The organism is Kribbella sp. NPDC020701, assembly GCF_055562215.1.
In genome coordinates this window covers 1-14,102 of the sequence record NZ_JBVHFT010000034.1, presented here as the reverse complement: position 1 = coordinate 14,102, position 14,102 = coordinate 1, and the positions used below count along the sequence as shown (strand labels likewise).

The following is a 14,102-nucleotide window of genomic DNA, read 5'->3' as shown; positions in this document are numbered from 1 at the left end:
GCGCACGTTCAGGCCAGAAAATCGATGCGGTGTTCGTGGCCGGCGAAGGCGAAGGTGTCGCCGAGTTGGAGTCCCTCGAGCGCGGAATAGATCGGTGAATCGGACGACAGGCCTTCGTACGTCACGCCGTCACACTCGAACGCGGCCGCGACGACGCCGACGACGTAGCGAGCGCCGTCAAAGCCGACCAGCGCCCCGGGCGCTACGGCAGTCTTGACGCTGAAGTCGAGATTCTCGATCCGGGTCAGGGTGGCTCGCTGCCGGCCCTCGACCTCGTCGAGCAGCCGACCCATATCACCGGCCTGATCGGACTGGGACAGATCATCGACCGAGTCCGCTACGTCGGGATCCAGCTGGGCCGCGGAATCGTGTTCCGCGACGTCCGTACGGGACGCTCGAAGCTCGGCTTCGGCGTGGGCGATCAGTGCGTCCTTGATTCGCTGTTTGGCGGCACCGTCCATCGCAGCCGGCTCGGTCATCGGCAGTCCTTCCAGATACACTCCCGCCACCGTCCCACACCAGAGCCGTGTCGGCCACGGATCACCTGCGCTGAGCCGAAGGCGAAGTGGCCGGTGATGGAGTGGCCGGCCCGGCGCATGACCCGTGCCGCTCGCCAGGCACAAGCTTGCCGGTGGCAACGTTTCGCGCGCAGGCCGTGACCGGAGCCCCCGTCGCGGGGTGCCGCCCGGATCGTGCATTGGCGTTATCCCTGCAGGCCCGACTCGAGATAGCTCGCCACGCTGCCCGCCTCGCTCACGCCGGCTGCGACTCCCTCTCGATCGACTCTGTAGGCATCGACGAGTTCGCGCGGGGCTTTCGCGCCCGGGTCGTGTCGGTCGCTCCAGCTCGTCAGTTCCAGCAGCACCGGGATCAGGTCGTGGCCCTTGCGCGTCGGGTGATAGGTCTGCTTGCCCGAGCGCGGGTCGTCGGTGGTCTTCTCGATGATGCCGTACGCCTCGAGCCGGGCGAGCCGGTCAGCCAGGATGTTCGTGGCGATGCGCTCCTCAGATGCGAGGAACTCGCGGTAGTGCCGCTTGCCCACGAGGAGCAGATCGCGCATCACCAGCAGGGTCCACTTGTCGCCGAGAACGTCGAGCGCCGAACTGATCGGGCAGGTCGAGCGTCGCTCCACCCGAGTCAAGCGGCCTCCACGTGCCGACGGAGACCGTCGAGGATCTCTCGCTGGGTCTGGTGGAACTTGCGGCGAATCAAGGGCAGCACCGGCCGCACGAACCACTTCGGCTGGAAATCGCTCCACGCCGTGACGAGCGTGGCGTCGCCGTCCGGGTCGAGCCGGAAGCCCGAGGTCCAATCAGCGACCAACCGCGAGAACCCCGATGAGTCCTCGTCAATGCGCCAGCTGATCGCCCGTCCTGCGTCGTACGTTGTGCACCTCTCCCTGGTCGTGCCCACTTTGCCGCCCACCTGCACGGTGCACTCACGAACCTCTCCCAGCCCGTGCGTGCCCTTGATCTCGCTGGCGAACGGGTGCCAGGTGGCGTGCGTTCCAGGTGATTCGATGGCCGCCCACACGGAAGCAGGTGCAGCCGTCACCTTCGTCTTGTCTGCAATCTCGGCCATGTCGCCTCCGCTGCCTGTACCTCGCACTCGACACGCTAGTATCTGTACTTGCGATTTGCAAGCACCCGGAACCTTCCATGAGTCGTCGTGCGGCGACGGTTACTCGGCCGGCATCCGGCCAATGGCGCGTGGGAGCACAATTGACAGAAGCTGAAGCGATCCGAGGGAGGATCCGATGAATCCCGACGACTTCCCCGCTCCAAGAGAGGGGTTCGTGCTCACCCATTTCCTGGTGGTATCCGACCAGGAACGTTCCCGGGAGTTCTATCGTTCGCTGTTCGACGCGCAGGTGCTGGTCGAGCGCGATCCGGTCATCATGAAGGTCGCCAACAGTTGGCTGATCCTCAACGCAGGTGGCGGCCCGACGGACGACAAGCCCACCGTCACGCTGGAGACGCCGGCCGACCCCGACCGTACAAGCGCCTTCCTCAACGTCCGAGTGGCTGACATCGAGCAGATCTACACGGACTGGACGGCGAAGGGGGCCGAGTTCCTCACCGAGCCCAAGGACCACGGCCGCGAGATCCGGGCGTACGTGCGCGATCCGGACGGCCACCTGATCGAGGTCGGCCAGACAACGGGTCTGCTCGCCTGAGCCGAGCCGTGGTGGTCGCCGTCAGTGAACAGGTGGCGGACAACGCCTCATCCAGCCTCTTCGTGCTCGGCGAGGAGCATCTCGCGCTCGACGACCGCCAGGTGCATGACGATGTTGCCCTTGCAGTCGGCTGCTCCGCGGCCGTACCAGCGTCCGTCGACCTCGGTCAGCTCGAACGGGGGCGTGTGCCAGGCGGCGTCGTCGAGCGGAGGCTGTACGTCGTAATGGGCGTAGAGCAGCACTGTGGGAGCCCCGCGCCGGAGCACTTTCTGGATCCGACGACCGCCGTACTCGACGGATTTGCAGGGTCGTCGGGTCCGTCTTGCTGGGCGGCGACTCAGGTGGCATGGGCAGACTGCGTCGGTCGAGGCTGTACTTGCCAGTTGACGTGCTCACGCTCGCCGGCGGGGCGGAGGCATGAGCCGGGGATCCAGGAGACGCGGTCGTGCAGTGACCTGCGGGCGGATGATGGCCGGTATGACGGACGATCCAGCCAAGGCCGGCCTCGCGGTCCGGGCCCAATTCCTCGCCACCGAGCACTGGAGCCTGCTGGCGACGCGGAGCCAGACCTGGGCTGAGGTGATGGGTAGGATCACCGCCCAGTTCACGTTCGCCTCAGCCTCGCTCGTCGTCCTCGCACTCACTCTTCAGGTCGTGGGACTGAACGACGCCTTCCGTGTCCTGGCGGTGTGGCTGGGGATCTCGGTGCTGGTCACCGGCACTCTCACGGCGCTCCGCGTGCGCAACGCCAGCCAGGAGGACCTGATGCTCGTCGTCGGGATGAACCGGCTTCGCGCGGCCTACGTCGAGATCGACCCGTGGGTCAAGGACCACCTGGTGACCGGATGGACGGATGATTCGGCGGGGATCCGACGCACCTACAACATGGGCGTGACACGCAGCGGGCCCTCCTACTTCCTCGCGAGCGCTTTCGTCTTCGCCGGTGCCGTGAACGTCATCGTCGCCGCCGGGCTCGGCGCAGTGCTCGCGGACAGCGTCGGAGCCGGTGGAGCGGCCACGGTCCTGATCGGCGCCGCGGCAGCCCTCGTGTACGCCGGCCTCGTAGTGTTCCCCGCGCACCGGGGCTACCGCCGCGTCCTTGGCGGGTCGGCGCCGGACGCCACGGACGGCGGGTCGACCGAGCATGCGCCCACAACACCCAGGTAACGACAACCCGCGACCACCGATACGCGTCAGGTGGTCCACGTCGGCTACGTCGTGGACCTCGTTACGAGGGCTTAAGGGAACAGGGGTCCACTTGGTCTCGCGGGTCACTGTCAGCCATCGAGGTTCGCCAGGCGCTGCTGGTTGGCGTCGCGGCGGCGCTGGGCGGCGACTGCGTTACGGGCGGTCCGGTCGCGTTCGAGTTGGAGGCGCCTGGTGCGGCGCTCGGCTTCGCGGAGCTGTTGGCGGGAGTGCTCGAGTTCCCCGGCGAGACGCTCGATGGTTGCTTTGAGGTCGGATTTGAGGTGGTCGTGTGCGTCGAGTTCTGCCTCGGCCTGGACCCGTTCGGACTCGGCGTGGGCGTAGTCAGCCTCCGTCTCCTGAGCGCGGGACTTGAGTTCTGCGCGGCGCCTCTTCAGGGCATCGTCGGGTGTGCTGGTCGGGCGCGCCCGCCGTGCCACTCGCTTGGCCGGCGGCTTTGGGCGGGTGCTGCGTACGACTCTGGGCTTGAGGGGCGCAAGCTGGGCTGGTCCGCCGGTCTCGTCGACGACGCCGAAGCCGACGTGGCGCAGCGCGCTGGTCAGGTGTCCGGTGCGGAGGATTTGCGCGGCGCCGGGATCGATCAGGGCTGCGTCGAGGGTTTCTGTGAGCGTCTGGGCGATCTGTTCGCTCACCGGATGGCATAGTTCCTGAGCGCGTGCCCGAGCGGTCTTGACCAGTTCTGCGATGAGAGTGTGGCGGTGGGGAGTCAGGCGGCGTAGACGAGCTCCGTCGGCTGTGAGGTGGGCCTGGCGCAGTTCCTCGCCGAGTTCGGTGAGGTTGTTGATCCCCTCGGGATCGGCACGCACCAGCTGATTGGCGAGCCAAGCGGCGAGTGTCGGCTTCCGGAGTGCCTTTACGGTCGCGCTGGTCTGCGGGTCGCCGGCTGCGGTAGCTGTCTTGGCGAGGTCGTTGCGGGCAGCAATGAACTGCTCGGGCGTGAGCCCGTACAGCTCGACAGCGGCCGCGTTGACATCCATGATCTCCACGATGCGGGCGCGGTGAGGGCCCGGCAAGGGTCGTCGCGGACCGCATGCATTCGGACTCCGATGGTCAGCGACGCGGATGGTTGGGCAGCGTGCCGGCTCAGGGGCGTTGAGCGGATATGACGGTTGGGCGGTCCGTGAGCGAGCGAGAAGAGCCGAGCCGGAACCCGGAGCTGACGCTCCTATAGACCGTCAAGGGTTGGTTGGGGTGTGAGGGCTTGGCGGATGTGGGATAGGAGTTCTCGGGCGATGTAGCGCTTCGGGCAGCGGATGGTTTCTTTGCTGGTTCGGCCTTGGGTGCGGCTTCGGGTGACGTAGTCGCGGGTGGCTGGGTGGTGGGACATGCGGACCAGGGCGACGGTGTAGAGGGCGGAGTTGGCGTGGCGGTCGCCGCCGCGGTTGAGGCGGTGGCGGTCGGTGCGGCCGGATGAGACCGGGACGGGTGAGGTGCCGCAGAGCGCGGCGAAGGATGCTTCGCTGTGCAGCCGGTCGGGGTTGTCGCCGGCGGTGACGAGGAGTTGTCCGGCGACGTCGACGCCGACGCCGTACTGGTCGAGCAGTCCGGGTGCGGTGGCTGCGATGAGGGTGTGCAAGTCGGCGTTGGCGGCGGCGATTTCGGCGTCGAGGTGGTGGCAGCGCTGGTCGAGGCGGCGCAGGGCGAGTTTGGTGGCCCGAGCGGGGTCGCCCAGATCGCGGCTGGGCCGGAGCGCTGCGGCGGCCTCGGCCAGTTTTGGCGCCGCGTAGTCCGGCCAGGCGGGTGTGGAGTGATTCCGGCGCGGTGCCGACCGTTTGGAACAAGGTGTTCAAGGCGGCGGTGCGGGCCTTCATCGCGCCGCGGCGCACGACCCGCAGGACCCGGATCGCCTCGACCGGGCCGGTGCGGGCTTTCGATGAAGATCAGGCGAACCCGCTCGCGCGTGAGTTGCATTCGCTCGGCCGCTTGGTGGTGTAGAAGGCGGTCGAGCACGAAGCGGGCGAACCCTCTTCGCCCCGGACATAGCGGCCGGGCCGGCGAATGCGTCGATGTAGGTGACGTGAGGCCGACGGTAGCCACCGCAGCGAGCGAGTCCCCCGCGTCTATGCGAGGTGCGTAGGGGGACCCGGGTCGTCCCTTACCGTCGCGCCGGGTCGCCCAGCAGTCAGGCCGTTGTCGTGCGATCAGTTGTTCCCCGACGGTCGTGGAGACACCGACTTCGCGGCAGCGGCCATGATTCTCCACTCAAGAGATGCAAACTCCACAAGCGCCGGCGCTTGGCCGAGAGCCCTGATCCCGGACGAGAGGGCAGGGTTTGCCAGGTCAGATGAGCACGCACTGTAACGATGGATATTGGTGGAGCGATAGACCGGAAGAGGACGACGAACCGTGCAATTTGGCCGAGAGGTGCTGAAGTGAGTGAGGTTTTCTCAACGAAATGATCTTCGCGATCACCGTGCAGTTCAACGCGGGCGGCCACGCAGGTTCCCATGACAGACAGGCGTGAAGCCCCTGGTAGGACAGGTCTCTCTTACAAGATCGTCCGCTGAACCAGAGGCTTCACGTTGGTCCCCTATGCTGCCACGCTCGGCGTCCCGCGCCATGTCGTCGAGTTCCTCGCCCGCCGGCTGGCTGCTCACCGCCGCCGGATCGGCACCCCGAAGGGCTCCCGTGCACTCGGACCGTTCCGGCAGGCAGTGCTCGTGCTGCGCTGGTTCCGCGAGCGCGGCTGCGTGCACTGTCTGGCTCGCGGCGCCGGTGTTTCCCAGGCCACCGGCTACCGCTACCTGCACGAGGGCATCGATGTCCTCGCCGACTGTGCCCCCGACCTGCACGAGGTCCTGAACCGCTACCGCCGCGAAGGCATGACGCACGTGATCCTGGACGGCACACTGATCGAATCGGACCGGCTCGCCGGCGCCCGCGAGAATGGCAACGACCTGTGGTTCAGCCAGAAACACAACTCGTTCGGCGGCAACATCCAGTTCCTCTCCGCCCCGAACGGCACCCCGTTGTGGGTCTCCGATGTCGAGCCCGGTTCCACCCCCGACATCACCGCCACCCGCATCCACGCTCTGCCCGCCCTGTACAAGGTGGCGGCCGACGGCCTGCCGACAATGGCGGACAAGGGCTACATCGGCGCGGGTATTGGCATCGTCATCCCCGTCCGACGCCCAAAGGGAAAGTCCGAACAGGCACTTCACGTCGACACGCGCATGTTCAACACCCTGTGCGGCACGTGCGAGCCCTCGGCGAGCGCGCCGCCGCCGAACTCAAGCAGCGATGGCGCACCCTGCAGTACGTCACACTCAGCCCCAGCCGGATCGGCGATATAGCCCGCGCAGCCCTCGTCCTCAACGGGATCTGGAAATGAGCTGTGCCGTCTCAGAGGATCTGGTCCGACGTCAGGGCCGTGACCTGTGGCGACGCGATTCCAAAAATCGCGCGAGGCAATCGGCGTACTTCGTTCAGAATGGTCACCATGACCCACGTGATCGAATCCCCTCGCGCTGACGACGCTGCGTCACTGGGCCCGCTGCAGTTGAGGGTCTGGCTGCAGACGTATCCCTGCGCAGACGCAGGGATCGACGAGACCTGGATCCGTGAGCATCGTGGCTCCTCTGCCACCACAGAGGGAATCGCCCAGTGGCGAGAGTTCATCGAGGCGGCAGGGAGGCAGCCGGACCTGCTGTTCTGCCGTGTCGTCCGCTCCGGGACGGAGATCGTCGGCTTCCTGTGCGGCCGCCGGGACGAGGTGGTCACCCTCGGGCCGATGTACCTACTGGACGAAGCCCAGGGCCGAGGCATCGGAGGCCGATTGATGGGTGAGTTCCTCACCTGGGCGGGGAGTGCACCTATGCGCCTGTGGGTCACCAACTACAACGAGCGCGCGATCCGCTTCTACGAACGCTACGGATTCAAGGCCACCGGCGAGCGAGAGCTTTGGCGAGGGAAACTGCCGAACATGCGCATGATCCGCGACGCCACATCGAGCGGCAATCTCAGCTGAGCAGGCATGGGACCAGGTCCACTGGGATGAGGCACGATCTTCGTTGAGAAAACCTCAGTGGCTTCGAGGGGCTTTCACCCGAGGTCGCCGAGGTGCTGGGCAACGCTGCTCGCACGCTGCGCTATGTAGCGCCAGGTGACCACCGGAAGCTCTACAGCCAGTGGCGGGTCACGATGGGAACCATCGCACCGGTCGACAGCTTCTATGTCGCCTTCTTCCGGGCGGATCGCCTTCTCGTCGTCCCCTATATGTATGACGAGAAAGAGCACGAACCGTCAGGATTTCAAATGTGCGGTTCAGCTGGTCTGGTCGCCTGGATCAAAACGAACGCGAGGCCATATCTGTACTCCATGGACAGCGGCTTCCTGCTGAACATGGGGCATAATTTCGGCGACGAAACCAGGCTGTCCGGTGACGCGATCGCGATTCCCTTGTTCGAGACGGTGCGTGACGGCAGAGCAGTCGTTGGCTTGGCCTCCATGCAGACCTATCGCAAGCAGGCTTACACCGAAGAAGCAGTGCGAGCCTTCGAGTGGCTTGCCGAGAGCGTGATGACCGCGTTGATCCGCGAACGTGAGGATCAGATTGTGCTGTCGGGCGCCGGTGCCTCCAGAACGTCAGGTCCGCTGTCGATCCTCGACGTCGTCGAAGACGTCGCGGACAAGCTCAGGCGGCTGCGAGGCGCCATCGGATATCTCATCGAGGCGCCGCCACCTAGTCGCGCCGAGCTCCAGCGCGAACTGGGCAAGGTGTACGAGATGTGCGAGGCAGCACATTCGGAGACGATCGAGCTCCTGATGGTCCCATCCACCGAAGGACGAGACCTTCTTGCGATGCTCACGCCGCGAGAGCGAGAGATCGCCCTGCTCATGAGCGAAGGCCTCAGCAACGACGCGATCGCCGAGCGTCTGGTGATTTCGGAACGCACCGTCAGGACGCATGTGACGCACATCCTGAAGAAGTTCGGCGTCCGCCAGCGTGCCGCCGTCGTGGCTAAGCTCCGGCCGTTCGACTAGTTCGCCGTACGACATTGTCGTACGGCTGGCAGGCCGTCGAATCCACCTTCCTCCACTGGTGCCGCATGCGCCGGCGCCGTCACGATGAGATCCATCGTCGACGGTCGTCCGCAATCACGAATCCGCCGGAAAGGTTGAGTGCCAGGAAAATCCTTGCCTTGGCCAACAAAAGATGGACCGCGGTCACCGTCGCAACCCTCGGACTGGCGACCGCCGGCGCGCTGGGCATCGCGCCCGCCGCTGATGCGGTGGGTGGTTACCACACCAGTGCATCGTCGGTGCGTGTGCGGTCTGGCCCGAGCACGCGCTCAGCGCAGATCAATCTGATCAACTCTGTCGGTACGTCGATCGACATCGCCTGCCAGACACCCGGCCAGGTCGTGACGGCGGCCGGGTTCGGCACGTCGCCCGTCTGGGATCGGCTCAACGGCTGGAACGGCTACATGTCCGACCTGTTCGTACAGCGGGTAGGCGTGCCAGAGCAGGGTCGGCTCCATGGGTCCACGCCTGGTACGGCCCGGTGGAACCGCCACCCGGGTGCAGGCAACTGGTCCGGTCGTCTGTTGTCAGTCGAGGCTGACGACCACTTTGCCGAGGGCCTGCCCCGCGCCGACGCGGGCGAGTGCGGCGGGGACATCGTCGAGACCGAACGTGCGGTCGATGTGGATGCTGACCTGCCCGGTGGTGCAGAGGTCGGCGAGCGGCCCGAAATGAGCCGGTCCTTCTTTGACGGCCAGCACACCGATGGTGCGGCCGGTCAGATGACCGACCAGCCAGCCGGCGGTGAGAAGGCGGAGCAGCGTCGGCACCGACCCGCCGACGCACCGGTACATGCCGCCGCGTGCCAGCGAACGCCGGTAGGCGAAAACCGACCGGTGTGCGACCAGGTCCAGGATCAGGTCGTACGGGCTGGAGGTCCTGCTGAAATCGTGGCGATGGTAGTCGATCACGGCGTCGGCGCCGACCGACTGCATGAAGTCGAGCTTGGCAGCATTGTCGACACCGGTGACATGCGCACCGAGCCTTTTGGCGAGCTGAATCGCGAACGACCCTGAGCCGCCGCCGGCGCCATTGATCAGGATCCGGAGATCCGCTGCCGCTCCCTTGGTACCCTGCAGCGCGATCGCTCCCGCCTGCGGGATGGTGGAGGCCTCCGCGAAGGTGAGCTGAGCAGGTTTGTGAGCGAGCGCGAGCTCGGGCGCGATCGCGTACTCTGCGAAACCACCCTTCAGCGAGAGGTTGTCGCCGTACACTTCGTCGCCGGGCCGGAACCGGGTCACTCCCTCGCCCACATCGTCCACCACACCGGCGATGTCTGATCCGAGCGTGCGGCGCGCAGGTGCCCGCCATCCGCCGATCCGCGCGTGGGCCGGCGATCCGCGCAGGCATTCCCAGTCGCTCAGGTTGACCGAGGTCGCGACGATCCTGACCCGCACCTGATCCCCAGCGGGCGAAGGCACCGGAACATCCTCGACCCGCAGCATCTCGGGCGCTCCGTACCGGTCGTACACGACAGCCTTCACACCTGCCTCGCGGCCCACATGCTCACGGCCGCAACGTAGCAACGCGAACGGCCGACCGCCAGCAACTCCGAGTGCCAGATCTGGCCCGCATCGGACCAACAACCTGGCGCCGCCCAGTTCACGTTGTGCGCATCGCTCAGATTGGCGTTGACACCACCACGCCGAGCAGATCGTCGACGTGGAGATCGACCCGCTGGCCGATCGTCTGGATGAGTTGGTGTCCGAGGCCGGACACGCACCTTAACCACACACATCGAACTTGACTTGGATCACGACACGGCCGCCGAACCCCATGACTACTGAGCTCCACTGACCACGCCGCGCGCAGCCATTGGCGGCCACCGCGATACCCAGCTTCGGTCTCGCACTCTCGCAGCCAGGAGTTCGCGTTGGAGGTCGAGTTCGACTGCCTCCCGGACCTGATTACTGACGAGTGTCTCAACGTGCTCGACAGCAGCGATTTAGGAAGTGCACCGAAGATTTGCTCTAGTCGTCGTGATCGAAGTACCGCCACGTCCCCGCCCTCATCAACCCGTCAGACCTTGATCCACACAGCCCCGTCGGCCGGCCGCGCGTTTCCATCCGCGGCGCGCGAGCGACGGTACGGCGGGCTGCGAATGTCGCTCGGATCGCCGCGTCAATCCAGGTTCGGTTCGACCCCGACCAGGCCGAATTTGCAGCCGTTCATGAGGTTCCAACGGGCCTTCGGGCTGAGGCTGGTCTTGTGGCTGCCGCCGCCTTGAAGCTCTGGGACGCAGCCCGCGCCCTGGATGCCGATCTGAGCCATCCACAGCGCCGCCTTCCGGACCGCCGCGGCGTCGACCTTGTGCGTGGGCGTCGCTGTGTCCCACACGGCCAGTGTCCAGTCGTTCGGTCCGAATTTCGCCGGGACGCCGTTCAGTGCGTTGGACGAGCACAACACGCGGCCTCGGATCGGTTGCTCGACTGCGCTGTACTGCGGCTCGTAGGCGATCGCGTTGACCCCGGGGGTCGTGAATGGGACAGCTATGTCCCAGCTGAAGCCGTTGCCGGTGATGTCGGTGGTCATGGTCTCGACGTGGACGGTGTAGCCCACGCTGTGCGAGTTGGTCTCTCCGATGATGTTGTTACAGGGGTTCGCGGAGTCCCCGATGCTGATCAGGTCCGTGACCTTCTCCGGCGCGCTCACCTTCACGTCGATCCGGGCCTTGTAGCCCTGTTTGCTGGTCAGCGTGACTGTCGCGGTTCCGTAGGGCTGTTCGGCCGCAGTCGTCTCGGTCGGGCACACGAACTTGCCGTCGGCATCCTGCGTTGCACCCGGGCAGGACAGCGACGAAGGTGTGGCGGTGGCCGGCGTCGGCGTGGACACGGTGGGCGTGCTGTACGTGCCCGGGACGCCTCCGGGAGTCGCGGCTTGGTCGTCCGAGCGGGAGCCGCAGGCCGCCAGGAGCGCGCACAACGCCCCCACGCCAACAGCGGTCATGGACTTGCGAATCATGCGGGAACCTTCCGGATCGGTGATCGGGTCGAGCGGGCACGACCTCACCACTCAAGACCTGCCTACGCTCCGGACTGATACCGGTTGTGCGCAACCGGGTCGGCCGCGCACAACTCCCGTTCCTCGGGTGACCGAGACCCCTACGGTGACCGAGGGCGAGCGCTGTCGCTGACTGCTTCGCCCACCCTCACGCGCTGAAACGGAGTTGGAATGGACGTAGTGGTTGGCTTCCTCGTCGCCTGGGCAGCCGGTAAAGCCCGTCGGGTGCTGAAGATCGTCGACGGTTTGACCGACAACGCGCTGGATGCGGCCGGCGAGCGGATCTGGAACGTGGTGGAGCCCAAGCTGGGTCTCGATCCGGCGATCCAGCGGCTCACTGCCGAGGCCCGCACGACCGGCGAAGCGACGAGCGAGGTTCGCGCTGCCGCAGCGCAGAGTCTTGCGACCGCGGCGGCGGCCGACCCGCACTTCAGAGCCGCGCTCCAGACCGCGATGCCGTCGCTCGAGCACTCTGCTCCTGCATCGCGGAACATCGGTGTCTCCATGGGCAACGCGAACACGATCCATGGCGGCGTCAAGGTCGACCAGAGCCAGAAGATCATCAACAAGATCCGGCAGAACCCCGTCTACGCGGTGCTGGCAGTGGTGGCCCTTGTACTCGTGGCCTGGGGACTCTGCTCAACCCTCGGCGGCCCTCCCAAAGCCGACGCGAGCACGGTGGTAGGAAACTGGACGGCTTCCGACGGCACCGGCGCCAAGTCCTTCAGCTCAGACGGTCAGCGCGACGGCGTCTTCTACAACCAGGGCAAGCCGCTCGACATCGGCGGGCCGATGATCTGCGCCCTCTCGGAGAAGCCGGACAGCAACGGCCTCTACACCCTCCGGGTGACCCAGAGCATGAACAGGGCCACCTACAAACTCCGCTTCGATTCGACCGACCACGTTACGGTTTTCGACTCGTCCGGCCGGAAACTGTACGAGCTCGACCGCTTCTGACAGCCGGCGAGACTGCGGCGACACGGCAGATGACAACGTCGTACAGGCACTGCGACCGTCATTGATCGGGCGCGCCGGGGTAACTGTCGCGTTGCAGTCCGTGTCGGGAGCTGCTGTCGTTGAGGTATGCGGATTCGGCACTGGCTGGCATGGACGCTCCGCACCTGCCGCCAACTGGACCCCGATCGGCGATTCAGGAGCAGGACAGCGCTTGCCCGAGCTTGGCCGGACGGTGAACACACCAGCCCTGTTCACGTCTCGACGATTCAGCGATGGGAGACCGGGCATCTGCCCGTGCCACGGGAGGCGCTCGTACGGTACGAGCAACTGCTGGGGCTGCAGACCGGTCGCCTGACCACAGTGTCGGACTTTCTCCGGGGCCTTACGCCTCGGCTCCGCGCGCCCGTCTCCGGAAGCGATCTGCAGCAGTTGCCGGACGACAGCCGCCGCGTCGGCGAACTGCTTGATCGGACAACGACCGACGCCGTCGTGTCCGGCAGCGAGTGGGACGAGCTGACCCGCATTTTGATGCGTTGGCCCGCGGCCATGCTGCCGATGACGATGTGGGAAACGACGGCCCAGCGCCTACTGCTCGAGCTGTTGGCCGCCGATGGCATCGCCTGGGCCCAGCGCTACGAGGCGTTCGCCCGACTGGTCAACCATCCAGCCGGCGGTCCACCGACGATCGACGCCTGCGCGTCGGCCGCTGCTCTTCGCGACCACCAGGCGATGGCCTCGACGGTTGCAGCGCTGGGCAGCAGTGACCACCACGACTCGATCAGGGCCATGGTCGGTCAAGTCCACAACCCCACCAACGATCGTGCACTCGACGGGGCGATCGCCGGCCTCGCCGAAGCGGTGTGGCGCGGGCGCCTGCAGGTTTCACAGCGAGTACGAGTGATGGACGCGCTCCGCCCGCTGTCAGGATCCGGCGACGAGCTGGACACGCGGTCGACCCGGATCTTGCGCAGACTCTCTGACGGCACGCACAGACCGTTGCTACCGGATCCACTTCCTCCACCTGAAGATCCGCGGCGACAGGTGACCGATCGTGTCGTCCTCCGAACGCTGACTCAGCTCACCGACTCCGACTTTGGCGACACCGAAGAACTGACCGAACTCGTCCAGTGCCTCCTGTTCCATCCTCTCCAGGACAGTCAGCTCGCGGCAGCCTTCACTGTCTCGGCCACACCCTTCCGAACCTCGCTGGCGGCCGCTCTTCGTGCAGAGCTCGTGCTGCCCAACACCCTGACCGGTTCTACTCGCTGGAGTACGACGATTCTCATGGCCCTCGGCTTCATCGGGGGTGAACCAGAGCTCCGTCTGGCGGAGCGGATCGTGTTGGCCGGCGGCATACCAACCGAAACTCAGCGCGTTGCCGCGTCCGCACTCGCTCACCTCGGCACCGGCACCCCCGCCGAGTGGTGGCATCGCGCGATCAACCAACGGCTGAGCATCCTCACTGCGAACCCAGACCGCCAGGGCGAGATCGAGATCCTGCGCAGTCTGATCTACAGCGCCGCGACCACCGGCCGTCGTGAAGCACTGGAACAGCTCCGCTCCGACCCGCGCACTACGCTCGACCCCCGCGCAGCGGCTACCTGGTGGCTGGCATTGCCCAACTATCTCCTCATCAGCGCCAGGACCTAGTACTCCAGCCGTAGTTCGTGATCAGGCGAGTTGGCCTGCCTGATGGCGGTGGTGGCAGTCGCGGGCGCGGGCTTGGTGGCGGCGTCGCCAC

The 14,102-nt window shown here is 66.2% G+C and carries 14 protein-coding genes and 2 pseudogenes; 8 read left to right on the top strand and 8 right to left on the bottom strand.

Annotated elements, in window-relative coordinates:
• Positions 1-8: 8 nt before the first annotated feature.
• The 3 genes from ACZ3HV_RS42815 to ACZ3HV_RS42805 form a co-directional block, all read right to left on the bottom strand.
• Positions 9-479 carry a hypothetical protein gene (locus ACZ3HV_RS42815; RefSeq protein ID WP_465693518.1) on the bottom strand — a complete coding sequence of 157 codons (471 nt, stop codon included), beginning with the start codon at positions 477-479 and terminating at the stop codon, positions 9-11.
• A 224-nt stretch (positions 480-703) separates the two neighbouring features.
• On the bottom strand, positions 704-1,132 hold the full coding sequence (locus ACZ3HV_RS42810) for a winged helix-turn-helix transcriptional regulator (protein ID WP_465693568.1): 429 nt from the start codon (positions 1,130-1,132) through the stop codon (positions 704-706).
• A gap of 5 nt (positions 1,133-1,137) precedes the next feature.
• Positions 1,138-1,581 (bottom strand): SRPBCC family protein, encoded by a 444-nt coding sequence (locus ACZ3HV_RS42805; protein WP_465693517.1) that lies wholly within the window; start codon positions 1,579-1,581, stop codon positions 1,138-1,140.
• Between the two features lie 175 nt (positions 1,582-1,756).
• Here ACZ3HV_RS42805 and ACZ3HV_RS42800 point away from each other — a divergent pair, with 175 nt between their 5' ends.
• On the top strand, positions 1,757-2,176 hold the full coding sequence (locus tag ACZ3HV_RS42800) for a VOC family protein (RefSeq protein ID WP_465693515.1): 420 nt from the start codon (positions 1,757-1,759) through the stop codon (positions 2,174-2,176).
• Between the two features lie 47 nt (positions 2,177-2,223).
• On the opposite strand, the gene ACZ3HV_RS42795 is transcribed toward ACZ3HV_RS42800, so the two are convergent.
• The gene (locus ACZ3HV_RS42795) at positions 2,224-2,442 is read right to left on the bottom strand and encodes a M20/M25/M40 family metallo-hydrolase (RefSeq protein WP_465693514.1); all 219 of its coding nucleotides are present in this window, start codon (positions 2,440-2,442) and stop codon (positions 2,224-2,226) included.
• Between the two features lie 211 nt (positions 2,443-2,653).
• On the opposite strand from ACZ3HV_RS42795, the gene ACZ3HV_RS42790 reads away from it, so the two are divergent.
• Positions 2,654-3,343, top strand: coding sequence for a hypothetical protein (locus ACZ3HV_RS42790; RefSeq protein ID WP_465693512.1), 690 nt, complete (start codon positions 2,654-2,656; stop codon positions 3,341-3,343).
• A gap of 110 nt (positions 3,344-3,453) precedes the next feature.
• On the opposite strand, the gene ACZ3HV_RS42785 is transcribed toward ACZ3HV_RS42790, so the two are convergent.
• Complete coding sequence (locus tag ACZ3HV_RS42785; protein WP_465693511.1) at positions 3,454-4,359, bottom strand: hypothetical protein; 906 nt, start codon at positions 4,357-4,359, stop codon at positions 3,454-3,456.
• 364 nt (positions 4,360-4,723) lie between these two features.
• Positions 4,724-4,895 (bottom strand): annotated as a pseudogene (locus ACZ3HV_RS42780) (transposase); the annotation flags it as partial.
• 248 nt (positions 4,896-5,143) lie between these two features.
• Here ACZ3HV_RS42780 and ACZ3HV_RS42775 point away from each other — a divergent pair.
• The 4 genes and pseudogenes from ACZ3HV_RS42775 to ACZ3HV_RS42760 all read left to right on the top strand — a co-directional run bounded on the left by ACZ3HV_RS42775 (position 5,144) and on the right by ACZ3HV_RS42760 (position 8,365).
• On the top strand, positions 5,144-5,317 hold the full coding sequence (locus ACZ3HV_RS42775; RefSeq protein ID WP_465693510.1) for a hypothetical protein: 174 nt from the start codon (positions 5,144-5,146) through the stop codon (positions 5,315-5,317).
• Positions 5,318-5,904: 587 nt separating this feature from the next.
• A pseudogene (locus tag ACZ3HV_RS42770) lies at positions 5,905-6,713 on the top strand (transposase family protein).
• 108 nt (positions 6,714-6,821) lie between these two features.
• On the top strand, positions 6,822-7,349 hold the full coding sequence (locus ACZ3HV_RS42765) for a GNAT family N-acetyltransferase (protein WP_465693508.1): 528 nt from the start codon (positions 6,822-6,824) through the stop codon (positions 7,347-7,349).
• A gap of 92 nt (positions 7,350-7,441) precedes the next feature.
• Positions 7,442-8,365: a helix-turn-helix transcriptional regulator gene (locus tag ACZ3HV_RS42760; RefSeq protein WP_465693507.1), complete on the top strand. Its 924-nt coding sequence runs from the start codon at positions 7,442-7,444 to the stop codon at positions 8,363-8,365.
• Between the two features lie 566 nt (positions 8,366-8,931).
• Here the strand turns inward: ACZ3HV_RS42760 and ACZ3HV_RS42755 are convergent.
• Complete coding sequence (locus ACZ3HV_RS42755; protein ID WP_465693506.1) at positions 8,932-9,888, bottom strand: NAD(P)-dependent alcohol dehydrogenase; 957 nt, start codon at positions 9,886-9,888, stop codon at positions 8,932-8,934.
• Between the two features lie 637 nt (positions 9,889-10,525).
• Positions 10,526-11,365, bottom strand: a complete 840-nt coding sequence (locus ACZ3HV_RS42750) for a hypothetical protein (protein WP_465693504.1) — start codon at positions 11,363-11,365, stop codon at positions 10,526-10,528.
• A gap of 264 nt (positions 11,366-11,629) precedes the next feature.
• Here ACZ3HV_RS42750 and ACZ3HV_RS42745 point away from each other — a divergent pair, with 264 nt between their 5' ends.
• Positions 11,630-12,361: a hypothetical protein gene (locus tag ACZ3HV_RS42745; RefSeq protein WP_465693503.1), complete on the top strand. Its 732-nt coding sequence runs from the start codon at positions 11,630-11,632 to the stop codon at positions 12,359-12,361.
• A 294-nt stretch (positions 12,362-12,655) separates the two neighbouring features.
• Positions 12,656-14,011 (top strand): hypothetical protein, encoded by a 1,356-nt coding sequence (locus ACZ3HV_RS42740; protein WP_465693501.1) that lies wholly within the window; start codon positions 12,656-12,658, stop codon positions 14,009-14,011.
• Positions 14,012-14,102 lie beyond the last annotated feature (91 nt).

Excerpts from the sequence above, each read along its gene's own strand:
- ACZ3HV_RS42815 (WP_465693518.1), bottom strand. The coding sequence starts at position 479 with ATGACCGAGCCGGCTGCGATGGACGGTGCCGCCAAACAGCGAATCAAG.
- ACZ3HV_RS42805 (WP_465693517.1), bottom strand. The coding sequence starts at position 1,581 with ATGGCCGAGATTGCAGACAAGACGAAGGTGACGGCTGCACCTGCTTCC.
- ACZ3HV_RS42800 (WP_465693515.1), top strand. The coding sequence starts at position 1,757 with ATGAATCCCGACGACTTCCCCGCTCCAAGAGAGGGGTTCGTGCTCACC.
- ACZ3HV_RS42790 (WP_465693512.1), top strand. The coding sequence starts at position 2,654 with ATGACGGACGATCCAGCCAAGGCCGGCCTCGCGGTCCGGGCCCAATTC.
- ACZ3HV_RS42785 (WP_465693511.1), bottom strand. The coding sequence starts at position 4,359 with ATGGATGTCAACGCGGCCGCTGTCGAGCTGTACGGGCTCACGCCCGAG.
- ACZ3HV_RS42765 (WP_465693508.1), top strand. The coding sequence starts at position 6,822 with ATGACCCACGTGATCGAATCCCCTCGCGCTGACGACGCTGCGTCACTG.
- ACZ3HV_RS42750 (WP_465693504.1), bottom strand. The coding sequence starts at position 11,365 with ATGATTCGCAAGTCCATGACCGCTGTTGGCGTGGGGGCGTTGTGCGCG.